General features: G+C 64.0%; 12 protein-coding genes and 2 pseudogenes. 8 read left to right on the top strand and 6 right to left on the bottom strand.

The genetic code is table 11. The features are described 5' to 3' along the window. Positions 1-8: 8 nt before the first annotated feature. The 4 genes and pseudogenes from topA to rpmG all read left to right on the top strand — a co-directional run bounded on the left by topA (position 9) and on the right by rpmG (position 5,917). The gene (gene topA, locus AUC68_RS13645; RefSeq protein WP_069438144.1) at positions 9-2,648 is read left to right on the top strand and encodes a type I DNA topoisomerase; all 2,640 of its coding nucleotides are present in this window, start codon (positions 9-11) and stop codon (positions 2,646-2,648) included. Positions 2,649-3,149: 501 nt separating this feature from the next. Next, positions 3,150-5,120 (top strand): annotated as a pseudogene (rnr, locus tag AUC68_RS18205) (ribonuclease R). Between the two features lie 90 nt (positions 5,121-5,210). Next, complete coding sequence (locus AUC68_RS13635) at positions 5,211-5,642, top strand: DUF983 domain-containing protein (RefSeq protein ID WP_069438143.1); 432 nt, start codon at positions 5,211-5,213, stop codon at positions 5,640-5,642. Between the two features lie 107 nt (positions 5,643-5,749). Further along, a complete protein-coding gene (rpmG, locus tag AUC68_RS13630) occupies positions 5,750-5,917 on the top strand; it encodes a 50S ribosomal protein L33 (protein WP_069438142.1) in 168 nt (55 codons plus the stop codon). A gap of 617 nt (positions 5,918-6,534) precedes the next feature. On the opposite strand, the gene AUC68_RS13625 is transcribed toward rpmG, so the two are convergent. The 3 genes from AUC68_RS13625 to AUC68_RS13615 all read right to left on the bottom strand — a co-directional run bounded on the left by AUC68_RS13625 (position 6,535) and on the right by AUC68_RS13615 (position 9,475). Continuing rightward, positions 6,535-7,908, bottom strand: a complete 1,374-nt coding sequence (locus AUC68_RS13625; RefSeq protein WP_069438141.1) for a PleD family two-component system response regulator — start codon at positions 7,906-7,908, stop codon at positions 6,535-6,537. A 5-nt stretch (positions 7,909-7,913) separates the two neighbouring features. After that, complete coding sequence (locus AUC68_RS13620; protein WP_069438140.1) at positions 7,914-8,288, bottom strand: response regulator; 375 nt, start codon at positions 8,286-8,288, stop codon at positions 7,914-7,916. A 341-nt stretch (positions 8,289-8,629) separates the two neighbouring features. After that, positions 8,630-9,475, bottom strand: a complete 846-nt coding sequence (locus tag AUC68_RS13615) for a cell envelope integrity EipB family protein (protein ID WP_069438139.1) — start codon at positions 9,473-9,475, stop codon at positions 8,630-8,632. 202 nt (positions 9,476-9,677) lie between these two features. Here AUC68_RS13615 and AUC68_RS13610 point away from each other — a divergent pair. From AUC68_RS13610 to AUC68_RS13600, 3 genes and pseudogenes are all read left to right on the top strand, one after another. Continuing rightward, positions 9,678-10,141 (top strand): annotated as a pseudogene (locus AUC68_RS13610) (RidA family protein). 33 nt (positions 10,142-10,174) lie between these two features. Next, the gene (locus AUC68_RS13605) at positions 10,175-10,918 is read left to right on the top strand and encodes a glycerophosphodiester phosphodiesterase family protein (RefSeq protein WP_069438138.1); all 744 of its coding nucleotides are present in this window, start codon (positions 10,175-10,177) and stop codon (positions 10,916-10,918) included. 65 nt (positions 10,919-10,983) lie between these two features. Then, complete coding sequence (locus tag AUC68_RS13600; RefSeq protein WP_069438137.1) at positions 10,984-12,207, top strand: GNAT family N-acetyltransferase; 1,224 nt, start codon at positions 10,984-10,986, stop codon at positions 12,205-12,207. Positions 12,208-12,228: 21 nt separating this feature from the next. Here the strand turns inward: AUC68_RS13600 and AUC68_RS13595 are convergent, their stop codons facing one another. After that, complete coding sequence (locus tag AUC68_RS13595; RefSeq protein ID WP_069438136.1) at positions 12,229-12,429, bottom strand: dodecin family protein; 201 nt, start codon at positions 12,427-12,429, stop codon at positions 12,229-12,231. A gap of 247 nt (positions 12,430-12,676) precedes the next feature. Here AUC68_RS13595 and AUC68_RS13590 point away from each other — a divergent pair, with 247 nt between their 5' ends. Further along, complete coding sequence (locus AUC68_RS13590; protein ID WP_069438135.1) at positions 12,677-13,111, top strand: HIT family protein; 435 nt, start codon at positions 12,677-12,679, stop codon at positions 13,109-13,111. Between the two features lie 245 nt (positions 13,112-13,356). On the opposite strand, the gene clpA is transcribed toward AUC68_RS13590, so the two are convergent. Together clpA and clpS are read right to left on the bottom strand one after the other, a co-directional pair. Continuing rightward, positions 13,357-15,816, bottom strand: coding sequence for an ATP-dependent Clp protease ATP-binding subunit ClpA (clpA, locus tag AUC68_RS13585; protein WP_069438134.1), 2,460 nt, complete (start codon positions 15,814-15,816; stop codon positions 13,357-13,359). Between the two features lie 6 nt (positions 15,817-15,822). Then, a complete protein-coding gene (gene clpS / locus AUC68_RS13580; protein WP_069438133.1) occupies positions 15,823-16,152 on the bottom strand; it encodes an ATP-dependent Clp protease adapter ClpS in 330 nt (109 codons plus the stop codon). Positions 16,153-16,310: the final 158 nt, after the last annotated feature.

Below are 16,310 nucleotides of genomic sequence, written 5' to 3'. Positions count from 1 at the left end.
ACATCCCAATGAACATCGTCATCGTCGAATCGCCGGCCAAGGCCAAAACCATCAACAAGTATCTCGGGTCCGATTACCGGGTGCTGGCTTCCTATGGCCACGTGCGCGATCTGCCGTCGAAGAACGGCTCCGTGCTGCCAGACAACGACTTCGAGATGCACTGGGACGTCGATCCAAAGTCGGCGAAACGGCTCAACGAGATCGCCCAGGCGGTCAAGGGCGCCGATAAGCTCATTCTCGCGACCGACCCCGACCGCGAAGGCGAGGCCATCTCCTGGCACGTGCTGCAGGTGTTGGAGCGGAAGAAGCTGCTCGGCAAGATCCCCGTCGAGCGCGTCGTCTTCAATGCGGTGACCAAGGATGCGATCCGCGATGCGATGCAGAACCCCCGCGCGATCGACGAGCCGCTGGTCAACGCCTATCTCGCCCGCCGCGCCCTCGACTATCTCGTGGGCTTCACGCTCTCCCCCGTCCTGTGGCGCAAGCTTCCCGGCGCCCGGTCCGCCGGCCGGGTTCAGTCCGTGGCGCTGCGGCTTGTGTGCGAGCGGGAGCTGGAGATCGAGAAATTCGTCGCCCAGGAATACTGGTCGATCACCGCGAGCCTCGCGACGGCCAAGAACGAGACGCTCGCCGCGCGCCTCGTCTCGGCGGACGGGCAGAAACTCGGCAAGTTCGACGTCCCCGACGAGGAGACGGCCAGCGCCCTGAAGGCCGCGCTCGAGGGCGGGCGCTACACGGTCGGGAACATCGAGAGCAAGTCTCAGAAGCGAAACCCCGCCGCCCCGTTCACCACGTCCACGCTCCAGCAAGAGGCCTCGCGCAAGCTCGGCTTCAGCCCGCGCCAGACCATGCAGGTCGCCCAACGGCTCTACGAAGGCGTGGACTTGGGTGGCATGACCGAAGGCCTCATCACCTATATGAGAACCGACGGCGTGCAGATCGTGCCCGAAGCCGTCTCGCAAGTCCGCGCGCTGGTGAGCGGCCTTTACGGATCGCGCTACGTGCCGTCTTCCCCGCGCCAATATTCGACCAAGGCCAAGAACGCGCAGGAAGCCCATGAGGCCATCCGGCCCACCGACTTCAGCAAGGCGCCCGACGAGGTCAGCCGTTACCTCCAGCCGGACGCCCTAAAGCTCTACAAGCTCATCTGGCAGCGCACGCTTGCAAGCCAGGCGGCAAGCGCGGAGATCGAACGCACGACGGTTGATATCGATGTGGCCGGGTCGGACGGAAAGCCCTACGGGGTCCGCGCCACCGGCTCGGTCATCCGCTTCGACGGATTCCTCAAGATCTACGAGGAAGGGGTCGACGACGCGGTCGGCGAGGACGGTTCGCTGCCGGCGCTCTCCCAAGGCGAGAGCCTCGATCCGCGTGCTGTGGAAGCCAAGCAGCATTTCACCGAGCCGCCGCCCCGCTACTCCGAAGCGACCCTCATCAAGAAGATGGAAGAGCTCGGCATCGGCCGCCCGTCCACCTATGCGGCCACGCTGAACGTGCTGCGCGAGCGCGAATATGTGCGCATCGACAAGAAGCGCCTCTTCCCCGAAGACAAGGGCCGGCTTGTCACCGCGTTCCTCGAGAGCTTCTTCCAGCGTTACGTGGAGTACGACTTCACCGCCGACCTGGAAGAGAAGCTCGATCTGATTTCCGCCGGCACGCTCGAGTGGAAGGACGTGCTGCGCGAGTTCTGGCGCGACTTCATTGGTGCGGTGAACGACATCGGCGATTTGCGCATCGCGCAGGTGCTCGACGCGCTGAACGACCTGCTGGGGCCGCACATCTTCCCGGACACCGGCGACGGCAACCCGCGCGCCTGCCCGTCCTGCAAGGACGGTCAGCTCAGCCTCAAGGTGGGCAAGTTCGGCGCCTTTGTCGGCTGCTCCAACTATCCGGATTGCCGGTACACGCGGCAGCTCGCGAGACGGGCGAGAAAGGCCGCCTTTGCCGACGGCAAGGTGCTCGGCCTCGATCCGGAGACCGGTTTCGAAGTCAGCATCCGCACGGGCCGGTTCGGGCCGTACATTCAGCTAGGCGAAGCCGAAGGCAGCGAGAAACCCAAACGCGCCTCCATTCCCAAAGGAACCGATCCGGACGCGATCGATCTGGAACGCGCGCTTTCGCTGCTGTCGCTCCCCCGCGAGGTCGGCATTCACCCCGAGTCGGGAAAGCCGATCACGGCCGGGTATGGCCGGTTCGGTCCTTACGTCCAGTGCGACGGCAAATATGCGAGCCTGTCGACGCCGGAAGAGGTCTTCGAGGTGGGCGCGAACCGCGCCATCACGCTCCTGGCCGAAAAAGCCGCGAAAGGCGCCCAGCGCGGCGCCAGCGTCATCAAGGAGCTTGGCGAACACCCCGAAGCCGGCGGCAAGGTCCAGGTATTGAACGGGCGCTACGGGCCCTACGTCAAACACGAGAAGGTCAACGCCACCATCCCGGGCGACCGTGCCCCTGAGGACATCACCCTGGACGACGCCGTGGCCTTGATAGCGGCACGCGCGGCCAAGGGCCCCGCCAAGAAGAAGGCCGCGAAGAAGGCCCCCGCCAAAAAGAAGGCGGCCAAGAAGACGGCTGCGAAGAAGGGCACCGCGAAGAAGCCCACGCGCAAGAGCGCCCCGTCCAAGGAGGCCGCCGACGAGGCGGCCAGCTAAGCGGCGAACGTGGCCACATCCAAGAAGACTGCCCCGCCCAAGAAGACCACTTCCGCCGGAAGACCCAAGACCACGGCCAAGACGAAGGCCAAAGCCAAGACCCCTGCGAAAACGAAATCGCCTGGGAAGAAGAGGGCCCCCGCGGGCGGCAAGCCGACACCGGGAAACAAGCCGGCATCGGGAAAAAAGGCCGCCGCGAAGACGGGCCTGCCTTCCAAGAAAGAGATCCTCGAATTCCTGGAGACCACGTCGGCCAAGGCCGGAAAACGTGAGATCGCCCGGGCGTTCGGAATCAAAGGCGCGGACCGGATCGCTCTGAAATCGCTCCTGCGCGAGATGACCGAGGATGGCCAGTTGGCCGGCTCGCGGCGCAAACTCGCGCGCCCCGGCCTCCTGCCCTCGGTCACCGTGCTGGAGATCTACACCCGCGACGAGGACGGCGAGTTCATCGCGCGTCCCGCCACCTGGGACGACGAATCCGGCCCTGCGCCCAAGATCCTGATGGTCGAAGGCCGGGGCAATCTCGCAGCAACCCCTGGCGTCGGCGATCGCGTCCTCGCCCGGATCACCACCCAGAGTGCGGATGCCGACTACCCCTATCATGCCCGGACCATCAAGAAGCTGCCGCGCACCACCGCGCGCAGCCTGCTCGGCATCTTCCGGTCCCTGTCGGGCGGGCGCGGCGTCATCGATCCCATCGACAAGAAGCAGCTGAAGGAATGGACGGTGCCGCAGGGCTCCACCGACGATGCCGAAAACGGGGAACTGGTGCGCTTCGAAATTGCCCGCTCGGCGCGATACGGCGTTCCCACGGCCCGCGTTGTCGCGCGTCTCGGGAACCCGGAGGCCCAGCAGGCCATCAGCCTGATCGCTCTCCATGCCCACGGCATCCCGGACGTGTTTCCGTCGGACGTCAGCGCCGAAGCCGACGCCGCCAAGGAGGTCGAACTTGGCGCGCGCGCGATCTCCGCAACACCCCGCTCATCACCATCGACCCCGTGGACGCCCGCGACCATGACGATGCGGTGTTCGCCGAACCGGACACCGACCCGGGCAACGAGGGCGGCTGGACCGTCGTCGTCGCCATTGCCGACGTGGCGCACTACGTCACGCCGGGGAGCGCCCTCGACAGGGAAGCGCGCAAGCGCGGCAACTCGGTGTACTTCCCCGACCGCGTCGTCCCCATGCTGCCGGAGCGCATCTCGAACGAGCTGTGCTCCCTGAAAGAGGGTGTCCCCCGCCCCTGCCTCGCCGTGCGCATGATCTTCGACAAGAACGGCCACAAGAAGAGCCATCGCTTCTTCCGCGCCCTGATGCGGTCGGCGGCGAGCCTGTCCTACGAACAGGCCCAAGCGGCCATCGACGGCCGCACCGACGAAGCGACGGGGCCGCTGCTCGACACGGTGCTGCGCCCGCTCTGGGGCGCCTATGGGAGCCTCGACAAAGCCCGGAAGGCACGCGGACCGCTGGAACTCGACCTGCCCGAACGCAAGATCCTGCTCGATGACGAAGGCCGGGTCCGGGCCATCGCGACGCCGCCGCGCCTCGACGCCCACCGGCTGATCGAGGAGTTCATGATCCAAGCGAACGTGGCCGCCGCCGAAGCGCTCGAAACCAAACGGTCGCCGCTGGTCTACCGCATCCATGACGCGCCTTCGAAGGAGAAGCTCGTGCGCTCGGCGAGTTCCTGGCGACGATCGACATGAAGCTCGCGAAGGCCGGCACGCTCAAGCCCGCGCAGTTCAACCGCATCCTTGCCGAGACACGCAAATCGCCCACGCCGAGCTCGTGGCCGAGGTGGTTCTGCGGAGCCAAAGCCAAGCCGAGTACAACCCGCGCAATCTCGGCCATTTCGGCTTGAACCTCCGCCGCTACGCCCATTTCACCTCCCCGATCCGGCGCTACGCCGACCTGGTCGTGCATCGCGCCCTGATCCGCGCTTTCGGCCTCGGCGAAGGCGGGCTGACCGACAAGGAGATCGACGAGCTGGAGGAGGTCTCCGCCGCCATTTCCGATACGGAGCGGCGCGCGATGGCGGCCGAACGCGATACGGTGGACCGGCTCATCGCCGCCTATCTCGCAGACCGTATCGGGGCCTCGTTCCCGGCGAAGGTCTCGGGACTTGTGCGCTCCGGCCTGTTCGTACGCCTGGCCGAAACCGGCGCCGATGGGTTTGTGCCCGCCTCGGCCATTGGCCATGAATATTTCTACCATGACGAGGTGCGCCAGGCCCTGGTCGGCGAAGACACGGGGCTGGCCTACCAGCTCGGCGATCCTGTCGAGGTCCGCCTGGTCGAAGCCATCCCGACCGCCGGTGCGCTACGATTTGACATGTTGAGCGAGGGACGCAAGATCGCTACGTCTGGGAGCCGGCGGCGGTCGCCTGGCCCCGATCGGAGCAAGCGGGGCGGTCGAGGCGGTTCGCGAAGCGGCGGCCCGCCCCGAGGCGGACGGTCCAAGAAGCGCCGGTGACTTGTGATACCGGTAACTTGGAGCGCCGGTAACATGAAACGCCGATAGTGTTGGGCAATTTGCCCGGGCAAAGTGAGAGGAACGCAGGACATGTCAGACCATGCAGGCCAGTCGACGGGCGAACGCCCCTTGCAGCAATCGCTTCTGCGAGGCGCGCTGATGAAATGCCCGGCCTGCGGCGTTGGTTCACTGTTTTCGCGCTATCTGAAAGTCGCCGACCATTGCCCGGAATGCGGCGAGGCCTTGCATCATCATCGCGCCGACGATGCCCCGGCCTATTTCACGATCGTCATTGTCGGCCACGTGATCGTCAGCCTCGTGCTTGCGGTTGAAATGGCCTTCCGCCCGCCCCTATGGCTTCACGCCGCCATCTGGCTACCCATGACGATCCTGGTCGCGCTGGCGGTCCTCGCCCCCATCAAGGGCATGCTGGTCTCGCTGCAATGGGCGCTTCTGATGCACGGGTTCGACCCCGACTACAAGGAAGAGATCGGAGACCGGCTGGCACCGCCATCGGCCTAGGGTACGGCTCAGCTTGACTTCCGCCCGCGAAACATTAGGTTTCGCGCAACTTGACGCGGACCAGAAGGTCCCGCGCAACATCCCGACAGTTTCATCCGAGGACGATAATGGCGAAGCCCGTCACCCAAAAGATCAAGCTCTTGAGCACCGCCGGCACCGGTTACTTCTACGTGACCAAGAAGAACCCGCGCAATCAGACCGAAAAGATGGTCTTCAAGAAATACGATCCCGTCGTGCGCAAGCATGTCGAGTTCAAGGAAACCAAGATCAAATAATCTGTCGGGGCGATCAGCGCCCTGCAAGCGATTGGGACCGGTCGCGCACGCGCATCCGATGCACCGAAAAGCGCTTGGCGAATTCGAACGCGCAATCGCGTGACGCCGCGCCATGACAGAAGCGCCCGGTGTCAAATCCAGCGAAGTGTTGGAGTGTTCGATCCGCCCATAAGGCAGTCCGCCAAAGGTGGTGGCCGGTCGACACGCGGCGCTAACGAGGAGGCCACTCTACCGCGCCCCGACCGGCCAAACCCCACGGACGCAGGAGATGCGGCGGACCTGAGCATTCCGCAGGGTTGTTCACTGGTGGAAGGACGAGATAACAGCCACGAAGGCGAACGCCTTGCGTCTGTGTTCCCATGTCGCCTTCCACACGGCGCATTTGGAACTAACTCAAAGCATATAAACGGCGGCAACGGGAACCAAATCAATCGTTGCCAATTGATTAATACGATAAATTCCCTGGTAGTGTAAAGCGTTAAGCATTGACCCTAAGCTGGGGTATCAAGTCGGAATTTAGGGCGAAATCGGCTCTCGGCGCCCCGAGCGGCCATTTGGAGCCTCACCCAAGTGATTCGGTGCCGATCGCGGGCAAAGCGCCGCGGAAGTTGAATGGCTCAGGCGGCGTCGGCGACGACCCGGTTGCGACCGTCGCGCTTGGCGCAATAGAGGGCCTGGTCCGCCCGCTTCATGATGAGGTCGGGCGTATCGGTTTCGTATTCGAGTGCGGCCACCCCCATGCTGGCCGTGACACTGATCGGCCGGTCGTGGGCTCCCACGATAAAGGGTGCCGCGGCGATACATTGCCGGAGGCGCTCACCGACCAAATAGGCGCTGTCGAGACTCGTGTCCGGCATGACCACCACGAACTCCTCGCCGCCGAGCCGGCAGGCAAGGTCGATGCCCCGGATATTGCGCCGAAGCCGTAAGGCCAGTTCCCGCAAGACGTCGTCGCCAGCGTCATGGCCGTGCGTATCGTTGATCGCCTTGAAGTGATCCACGTCGATCAGCAGGACCGAGAGCGCACGGCCGCGATCGGCGGACTCTTGGAAGAGCGTGTCCAGGTGATTGCTCAGATAGCGCCGGTTATGCAGGGCCGTGAGCGGGTCGAGCACCGCCATCTCCACGGTCTGCTCCAGCCGCGAGCGCAGGAAGTCCGTGTAGCGTTTCCGCTTCACCTGAGTGCGCACCCGCGCAAGAAGTTCGCTCGTGCTGACGGGACGCACGATGTAATCGTTGACGCCCATGTCGAGCCCGCGATGCAGCCGGTCTTCCTCGCCGGGCTCCACCACGATCATGATCGGCAGATGCCGCGTCCGGTCGAGCGAGCGCAACTGCGAGCACAGGCGCAGCCCGTCCGCGTTCTGCAGGTTCAGACTCACGATCAGAAGGTCGTAGTTCCCATCCGGCGCGCCAAGCAGCGCCTCGGCCGGATCCGTCAGATGCACGACGTCGTTGTCCGCCTTCAAAGCATCGACCATACGCGCGGCGGCGCCTTCCCGGTCTTCGACCAAGAGGATCCGGCCGCTTCGGCCCGCTTCGACAACCTCTCCGCCCATCGCCGCGGCAAAGCCCATCTGCTCCTCCGTGGAGGCCCTCATGAGCATTTCGTCGGTGAGAAGCTTGAGCCGCGCCAGATTCTTGACCCGGGTGATCAACGCCAGATCGTTGACGGGCTTTGTCAGAAAATCGTCGGCGCCGGCCTCGAGGCCCTTGAGCAAGTCGTTTGGATGATCGAGCGCCGTGACCATCACGACCGGAATATGCTGCGTCCGAAGATCCGCCTTGAGCCGCCGGCAGACTTCGAACCCGTCCATGCCGGGCATCATGACGTCGAGCAGAATCACATCCGGCAGGTCGCGGTCGCAAAGCTCCAGGGCCTCGGCGCCGTTGCTTGCCGTCCGGACCTCGAAATACTCGGCCACGAGCCGCGCTTCGAGCAGCTTCAAATTGGCCAGCATATCGTCGACGATGAGAACCCGCGCCGTCATGGCCTCTAACGCGCCTCACCAATGAATTGCTTGACGGTGTCCAGAAACATCATCACGGAAATCGGCTTGGAGATATAGGCCTCGCAGCCCCCTTCCCGGATCCGCTCTTCGTCGCCTTTCATGGCGAACGCCGTCACGGCAACGACGGGAATGTCTCTCAGCTGATCGTCCTCTTTCAACCACTTCGTGACTTCGAGACCCGACACTTCCGGCAGCTGAATGTCCATGAGAATGAGGTCTGGACGGTGCTCGCGCGCCAGCTCCAGCGCTTCGACGCCGTTGCGGGTTTGAAGCGTCCGATAGCCATGCGCGTCGAGCAGGTCGTGGAACAGCTTCATATTGAGCTCGTTGTCCTCGACAATCAGCACTGTCTTCGTCATCGGCGTCGGTCCTGGCGATTCTGGTCCGTCACGATCCGCGATCTGGCTACCATACGCCATAGGCTTTGGCGTCACCGGCGGCCGAATGGACGACGCCAATGGCGCCTGTAGGGCGCTGAAGTCCGGTGCGCGCGCCTCCACGGAAATTGATCTTGTCCTCCAAAACATGGTGTCATCGCCCCTTATGGTTTCGGGCACTATCGCCTTCAACCCGTAACTAAACTCTGAAGCGGAGCGGAATTTCGCAGAAATCTCTGACCCAATTTGGGACTTCGGCAGCCCGCCGGACGGGGTCAAATCCGCGTTCGAAGCGGCCGTGAAGGCGATGATCCGTGCTCTGACTATTTACACTGCTTTTCCTTCAAATACTCCAGAGATGTCAGCCTGCCCTGGACCGTGAACTCGCCATAGTCGATGAGCAAATCGCGGCTAACGCCGTTCTCATAAAGCCGGAAATCGATTTGATAGCTCGGGGTGAGATCTCCATCGGTCAGGTCGAAATAGCCGATCGAAATCGGCCACGACGGTAGCTCGCCGAGCTTCTTCTCCTGCGCCACCTTCTCGAGCCGGTCGCGGTCGCTGCCCGGCCTCACTCTTTTACCGATGAAAGCGGTCGTGTCGTAGACTTTTTGGCCCTTTTCCGAGCCGTCATAGACCTTCGCCTGGAACACGGTCTTGCCGGTGACGGCACGCTCGATCAGAGCAAGGCTGTGTTGCGTCGGGAAAAGGACCGGCTCCGCCAGATCGAGTTCGTCGCGCACCGGCTGGCTCAGCCGCACCGTCACGCTGTCGTCCGGCGTGCCGCGGACGGCCCGGCCCATGGTCACCTCCCCGAGCTTGTCGTTCAGATACTGCGCCGACTGAAACCGGAACTTCTTGCCGTTGCCCTGCTCCCAGGTCGAGGATCGCAAATCGGAGAGATTGGATTCCCCTTGGGAATCGGTCATCTGCGTGACCATGCGCATGTTGAGCGAATAGCCGTCGCAGGAGGATCCGGTGAATTCGAACACCATGCGCCCGTCGATCGCGCTGATGCTCGAGCCCGAGCGGGCTTCGCCCAGGGACATTTCGTAGATCGCCCGGTGGGGCGCCAGATTGCTGGCGGCGATCGCACTGGCCTCATGGGACATGCCCCACGTGGCGAGAAAAACAAGGATTGGCAGCAAACGGCCTTTGGCGCGTATCATTTCTTCGGCATTCTCAAGCTGCGTGGTGGGCGGCAACCAAACTGCCCTGTACAGGGCGTAATTCTTGTCACTATCGCTTCGGTCCGGCAAGAGGCCGGACGCGCCTCGTCCCGGCCGGTTCCGGCGCGAATTTGGCGTGACAGCCTTGCGGGATAAGGCGATTTGCTCAACTGTAACGGTAACGTCGAGTATTGGAGGAATCATGGCAGGAACGATCGAGGCGCGCATCAAAGCCCTGGACCTGGTTCTGCCCGAACCGAAGCCGGCCATCGCGACCTATGTTCCCTTCGTCCATATGAACGGCCAGCTCCTGATTTCCGGGCAGTTGCCTATGAAGGACGGTGCAATCGCAGTCACGGGACACCTTGGGCGCGACGTGGCCTTGGAGGCCGGTCAAGACGCGGCCAAGCTCTGCGCCCTGAACATCCTGGCGCAAGCCAAGACGGCCCTCGGCGACCTCGACCGGATCACCCAGCTCTTGCGTTTGAACGGCTTTGTGAGCGCCACCCCCGACTTCGCCGACCATCCCAAAGTGATCAACGGCGCATCGGACCTCCTGGTTGAAATTCTCGGCGATAAGGGCCGTCATACGCGGATCGCCGTCGGCTGCTCGAGCTCCCCCTGAACGCCGCGGTCGAGATCGATGCGGTGTTCGCCATAGACTAGTCGCGACAAGGCTACGCGCGAGCGAGGGCGCATATGGGCGAACTCTACTGGCTGAAGCGGCCGATCGCCCATCGCGGTCTTCACGATGCCGGGCGCGGGATCGTCGAGAACAGCGTGTCCGCGGTGAAGGCGGCCATGCGCAAGGGGATCGCCGTCGAAGTCGATCTGCAGCGGGCCGGCGGCGACATGCCGGTCGTCTTTCACGATATGACGCTCGACCGCCTCACCAACGAGAGCGGCCCCGTGGCCGCCCGTGACGTCGGCACGCTCCGCACCATCCCCTTGAAGGACGGCGGCGACCGGATCCTGTCGCTGCCCGACCTGCTCGATCTTGTCGGCAACGCGGTGCCGCTCCTTCTGGAGGTCAAGAGCAACGGCAGCCGCACCGGCACGTTCGAGGCGAACATCGCCAACCTGCTGGCCGGCTATGACGGCGCGGTGGCGGTGATGTCGTTCGATCCCCATGCGGTCGCGGCGTTCCGGCATCATGCCCCGGACCTGCCCCGTGGCCTCGTCTCTTGCCGTTTCGCCGATGGCGTCTCGAAGACGCACCTTTCGATGGTGCAGCGTTTCGCCATGCGGCATCTCCTCACATCCGTCTTCGCGAGACCCCATTTTGTCGCGTACGATGTGCGGGCGCTGCCGGCCGTCGCACCGCTGATCGCCAAGTTCGTGGCAGGCCTCCCGCTTCTGGCGTGGACCGTTCGAACGCAGGCGGATCTGGAACGGGCCTTGCGTTACGCCGACGCGCCGATCTTCGAGGAGATCGCGCTCTAGTGGCCGCAGGGCATGGGCCCCGGGGCGGGATCGCATCATTAGGGCCGGATCACAGACCAACCATCATGGGCAGCGTCGACAGACCAGCGAAGCATCCAGACCAAGAGGCGCACGACGAGGCGCACGAAGCAGTCGTGCGCGTCGCCGGCCGCATCGCCGATGTCCCCGAGGACCAATGGGACGCCTGCGCGCGCGGCGACAACGCTTCAGCCAAACCGCCCAACCCCTTCGTCTCTCATGCCTTTCTGAGGGCGATGGAAGAGAGCGGCTCGGCCACGCGGGAGACCGGCTGGCTGCCGCAGCATCTCCTGTTCGAGGACGATCAGCGCCGGTTGCTCGCCTGCATGCCCTGCTATCTGAAGGGCCATAGCCAAGGTGAGTACGTGTTCGATCACGGCTGGGCGGAGGCCTATCTGCGTGCGGGCGGCGATTACTATCCGAAGCTGCAGGCCGCCGTGCCCTTCTCGCCCGTCCCGGGACCGCGCCTGCTGGTGCGCGGCGGGGGCGCCCGCATCGAACGGCAGGCGCTCCTCCTTGAGGCGGGACGGACCCTCACCGACAGGCTTGGCGTCTCTTCGCTGCACATCACCTTCATGCCGCGGGACGAGTGGCGGCTCGCGGGCGAGCTCGGCTATCTGCAGCGCACCGACCAGCAGTTCCATTGGCGCAATGACGGCTACGACAGCTTCGACGACTTCCTCGGCGCCCTCGCCTCGCGCAAGCGCAAAGCCATCAAGCGCGAGCGGCGCAGCGCCCTGAGCGACGGCGTCGCCATCGACTGGGTCTCGGGCAGCGACCTCACCGAGGCTCATTGGGACGCCTTCTTCGCCTTCTATCAGGACACCGGCGCGCGCAAATGGGGGCGCCCCTATCTCACCCGCGAGGCGTTCAGCCTCTTGGGTGAGACCATGGCCGACCGGATGCTCCTGGTCATGGCCAAGCGCGGCGGCACCTATATCGCGGGCGCGCTGAATGTGATCGGCGCGGACACGCTCTACGGACGCTACTGGGGCGCGCTCGAGACCCACGACTTCCTACATTTCGAAGTCTGCTACTACCAAGCCATCGACTACGCCATCGCACATGGGCTGGCGCGCGTCGAGGCCGGAGCCCAGGGCGGCCACAAGCTGGCGCGCGGCTATCTCCCGGCCGAGACGTACAGCGCCCACTACATCGCGGACCCGCGCCTCCGGGGCGCCGTCGCCGACTACCTCGCACGCGAGCGGCGGGCCGTCGCCGACGAGAACGCCCTTCTCGCCGCGGAGTCGCCCTATAAGCGGGACGCGTAAGTGGGATGAGGCGAAGCGCGCCTAATCCAGGACGAACGAGATCTTCCCGTTGATGCGGTACTTGCTGATCTTGCCGTTCTCGACCGACGCCTCGAGGTTCTTGATGTAGATCGAGCGCACGTTGCGCACGCTTTCCTGAGCCGTCTTCACGGCGCTTTGCGCGGCGTCCTCCCAGCTCTTATTGGACTCGGCCAGAACTTCGATGACCTTGAGCATTGTCATGGAAACCTCCTTATGGGGTGGAGTTTCGAGAAAGATATTCTATCACAATATCTTAAGCGGCGTCACGGGGCCTGGCCGCCGAGCCTGGGCAGCTCTCCGCCCGCCTGAACAAGACCAATGAATGGCGTGCGGGAAAGTTCCGCATAGCCCTGCCCGTTGACGAACGGGTTGACCTCGCGGCGTTAGGGACCCGAAATGAATCGGAAAACGTCCGCGGCTCAGAAACGACGAGAGGAGGGACAGCCCCATGGCAGACAACGGTGCGACCTACGATCCGGAGAACATCTTCGCCAAGATTCTCAAGGGCGAGATCCCTTGCCACAAGATCTACGAGGACGAGGACACGTTCGCGTTTCTCGACATCATGCCGCGCACGGACGGCCATGCCCTCGTCATCACCAAGGAGCCGGCCCGCGACCTGTTCGCCATCTCACCGGGCGCGCTCGCCAAGGTCATGGCGGTGGTGCAGACGCTCGCGCCGAAGATCAAGGAGGCGTCGGCGCGACGCGTCCTGATCCAGCAGTTCAACGGTGCGGCCGCCGGCCAGACCGTGTTCCACCTCCACGTCCACATCGTGCCGCGCAAGGCGGGTGTGCCCATGCGGCCCGAGGCGGCCAAGATGGCCGACCCGGAGGAGCTCAAAGCCACCGCCGAGAAGATCAAGGCCGTGTTGGAGGGGTAGCCGAAACGCAACTCGCGGTCCGCAATCGGTTCCGGATCAAGTAGCCGGCACCAACCTCGTCATGTTCGGGCTTGTCCCGAGCCTCCACGATTTGCAGCAAAGCAAGGTTGCCCGTGGATGCCCGGACCAAGTCCGGGCATGACGGTGGTCAGAACGATCATGGCCGGGGCTCTGTCGAGCGCCCGGCCATGAAGTCGATCCGACAATTTGATCTGCGATGAAGCGCGAAGCGCAGGACGAAGTCCTTAGTCCTCGCCGAGGGGCACTTTGGGCACGGAGCCCGACCCGCTCTCCTTGGAGTCCTTGGCGCTGCTGCTGCGGGGCTTTCGGGCGCGCTTGGCCCTGGGCTTCGCCGACTTGGCCTTCGCCTTGACGTTGGCCTCGGCGTCCTTCTCGTCGGAATCGCGCGGCTTGATCGGTGCGTCGGCCGAGATGTAGTCGAAGTCGAGACCCTTCTCGCCGTCCTTCTCTTTGACGACCACGCGCACCGTGCCGCCATCCTTCAGCGCGCCGAAGAGGATCTCCTCCGCCAGCGGCTTCTTGATGTTCTCCTGGATCACGCGCGCCAAGGGCCTCGCGCCGAACTTGTCGTCATAGCCACGTTCGGCGAGCCAGGCATTGGCTTCCGGCGTCAGCTCGATGGTGATGTTCCGGTCTCCAAGCTGGGCTTCGAGTTGGAACACGAACTTCTCCACCACCTGCGCGATGACCGAAGGCGGCAGCGCACCGAACGGAATGATCGCGTCGAGCCGGTTGCGGAACTCCGGCGAGAACAGGCGGTTGATCGCCTCCTCGTCGTCGCCCTCGCGCTTGGTGCGGTTGAAGCCGATGGCCGCCTTGGCCATGTCCGCCGCGCCGGCATTGGTGGTCATGATCAAGATCACGTTCTGGAAGTCCACGTGCTTGCCGTTGTGGTCGGTCAGCTTGCCGTGGTCCATCACCTGGAGAAGGATGTTGAACAGGTCCGGATGGGCCTTCTCGATCTCGTCGAGCAGCAGCACGCAATGCGGATGCTGGTCCACGCCGTCGGTCAGGAGACCGCCCTGATCGAAGCCCACGTAGCCTGGAGGCGCACCGATCAGGCGCGACACGGTGTGGCGCTCCATGTACTCGCTCATGTCGAAGCGCAGAAGCTCCACGCCAAGCAGCGTGGCGAGCTGGCGGGCCACCTCGGTCTTGCCGACGCCGGTGGGGCCGGAGAACATGTAGGAGCCGATGGGCTTGCCCGGTTCGCGCAGCCCCGCGCGGCTCAGCTTGATCGCCGCGGCCAAGGCCTCGATCGCCTTGTCCTGCCCGAACACGACGCGCTTCAGATCCTCGTCCACCGCGCGCAAGACTTCCGCGTCGGTCTTGGAGATGGTCTTGGGCGGGATGCGCGCCATGGTCGCGATGGTGGTCTCCACCTCCTTGACGCCGATGGTCTTCCGCCGCTGCCGCTCGGGCACCAGCATTTGCGAGGCGCCCGTTTCGTCGATCACGTCGATCGCCTTGTCGGGCAGCTTGCGGTCGTGGATGTACTTCGCCGACAGCTCCACCGCCGACTTGATCGCCTGGTTCGTGTACCGGATGCGATGGAAGTCCTCGAAATAGGGCTTGAGGCCTTTCAGAATTTCGATCGTGTCGGGCACGGACGGCTCGTTCACGTCGATCTTCTGGAAACGGCGCACCAGCGCCCGGTCCTTCTCGAAGTGCTGACGGTATTCCTTATAGGTGGTCGAGCCGATGCAACGCAGCGAGCCGGACTGCAGCGCCGGCTTGAGCAGGTTCGAGGCATCCATGGCCCCGCCCGAGGTCGCGCCCGCGCCGATCACCGTGTGGATCTCGTCGATGAACATGATGGCGCCGGGGAAATTCTCGATCTCCCGCATCACCGCCTTCAAGCGCTCTTCGAAATCGCCGCGATAGCGCGTGCCGGCCAGAAGCGCGCCCATGTCCAGCTGAAAGATTGTGGCATCGGACAGGACTTCGGGCACGTCGGCCATGACGATCCGGCGCGCGAGACCCTCGGCGATGGCGGTCTTGCCCACGCCCGGGTCGCCCACGAAAAGCGGGTTGTTCTTCTGGCGCCGGCACAGGACCTGGATCGTGCGCTGAACTTCCGCCTCGCGTCCGATCAGCGGATCGATCCGCCCGGTCCTGGCCTTCTGGTTGAGGTTGATGCAGTAGACCTCGAGTGCGTCCGCGCCGCGCTTCTTGTCCTCGCCGCCTTCCACGGTGGCCGCGTCGTCATCGATCCCGCGCACGGGCCGCGCGTCCGACATGCCGCCACGCTTGGCAATGCCGTGGCTGATGTAGTTGACCGCGTCGAACCGCGTCATGTGCTGCTCTTGCAGGAAGAAGGCCGCATGGCTTTCCCGCTCGGCGAAGATCGCGACCAGCACGTTGGCGCCGGTCACCTCCTCGCGGCCGCTCGACTGTACATGAGCCACGGCACGGTGGATGACGCGCTGGAAGCCGGCGGTCGGCTGCGCGTCGCCGTGACTGTCGAGCACCAGGCCCGACAGCTCGTTGTCGATATAGCCGGTCAGCTTTTCCCGCAGCAGGTCGAGATCGACGTCGCAGGCGCGCATCACGGCCGCGGCGTCGCGGTCGTCCAGGAGCGACAGCAACAAATGCTCGAGCGTCGCGTATTCGTGACTTCGCTCGTTGGCATATTGAAGCGCGCGCCGCAGGGCCTGCTCTAAACTAGTCGAAAAAGAAGCCACGGATTCCTACTCCTTCTCCATCGTGCATTGAAGCGGATGCTCATGCTGACGGGCAAAGCTGGTGACCTGAGCCACCTTAGTCTCGGCAACTTCGTAAGTGTAGACCCCGCAGATCCCGACGCCCTTTTGGTGGACGTGGAGCATGATGCGGGTCGCCTCCTCCGGAGATTTGTTGAAGAACCGCTCGAGAATATACACGACGAAATCCATCGGCGTGTAATCGTCGTTGAGCAGCAAAACCTTGTACAGGCTCGGCCGTTTTGTCTTCGGCCGCGTCTTCGTAACAATCTGGGTGCCGGAGTCGTCGTCCCGGCGCGGGTCGCCATTGCGCGCCATCGTAAGCCTTCAATCGTCGTCCCTTATGTGGGACGCGCCGCGCCTCTTCCAAGGCCGAGCGCCCTGCTAGGTCCGAAAACCCTCTCGAAACCATTCTAGCGTGATCACAGCTGGCGCAGCAATTCGGCGAGACACGAAAATGCGAATGTGACGCGGTT

Origin of the sequence: Methyloceanibacter methanicus (genome assembly GCF_001723285.1) — a bacterium.
GTDB classification, from domain to species: domain Bacteria; phylum Pseudomonadota; class Alphaproteobacteria; order Rhizobiales; family Methyloligellaceae; genus Methyloceanibacter; species Methyloceanibacter methanicus.
Note: the sequence above shows the minus strand (reverse complement) of the source record. Positions and strands in the feature narration are given on the sequence as shown.

Bases quoted from the DNA above. Each gene is read 5' to 3' on its own strand.
- topA (WP_069438144.1), top strand. From the start codon at position 9: ATGAACATCGTCATCGTCGAATCGCCGGCCAAGGCCAAAACCATCAAC.
- AUC68_RS13635 (WP_069438143.1), top strand. From the start codon at position 5,211: ATGTCAGACCATGCAGGCCAGTCGACGGGCGAACGCCCCTTGCAGCAA.
- rpmG (WP_069438142.1), top strand. From the start codon at position 5,750: ATGGCGAAGCCCGTCACCCAAAAGATCAAGCTCTTGAGCACCGCCGGC.
- AUC68_RS13625 (WP_069438141.1), bottom strand. From the start codon at position 7,908: ATGACGGCGCGGGTTCTCATCGTCGACGATATGCTGGCCAATTTGAAG.
- AUC68_RS13620 (WP_069438140.1), bottom strand. From the start codon at position 8,288: ATGACGAAGACAGTGCTGATTGTCGAGGACAACGAGCTCAATATGAAG.
- AUC68_RS13615 (WP_069438139.1), bottom strand. From the start codon at position 9,475: ATGATACGCGCCAAAGGCCGTTTGCTGCCAATCCTTGTTTTTCTCGCC.
- AUC68_RS13605 (WP_069438138.1), top strand. From the start codon at position 10,175: ATGGGCGAACTCTACTGGCTGAAGCGGCCGATCGCCCATCGCGGTCTT.
- AUC68_RS13600 (WP_069438137.1), top strand. From the start codon at position 10,984: ATGGGCAGCGTCGACAGACCAGCGAAGCATCCAGACCAAGAGGCGCAC.
- AUC68_RS13595 (WP_069438136.1), bottom strand. From the start codon at position 12,429: ATGACAATGCTCAAGGTCATCGAAGTTCTGGCCGAGTCCAATAAGAGC.
- AUC68_RS13590 (WP_069438135.1), top strand. From the start codon at position 12,677: ATGGCAGACAACGGTGCGACCTACGATCCGGAGAACATCTTCGCCAAG.
- clpS (WP_069438133.1), bottom strand. From the start codon at position 16,152: ATGGCGCGCAATGGCGACCCGCGCCGGGACGACGACTCCGGCACCCAG.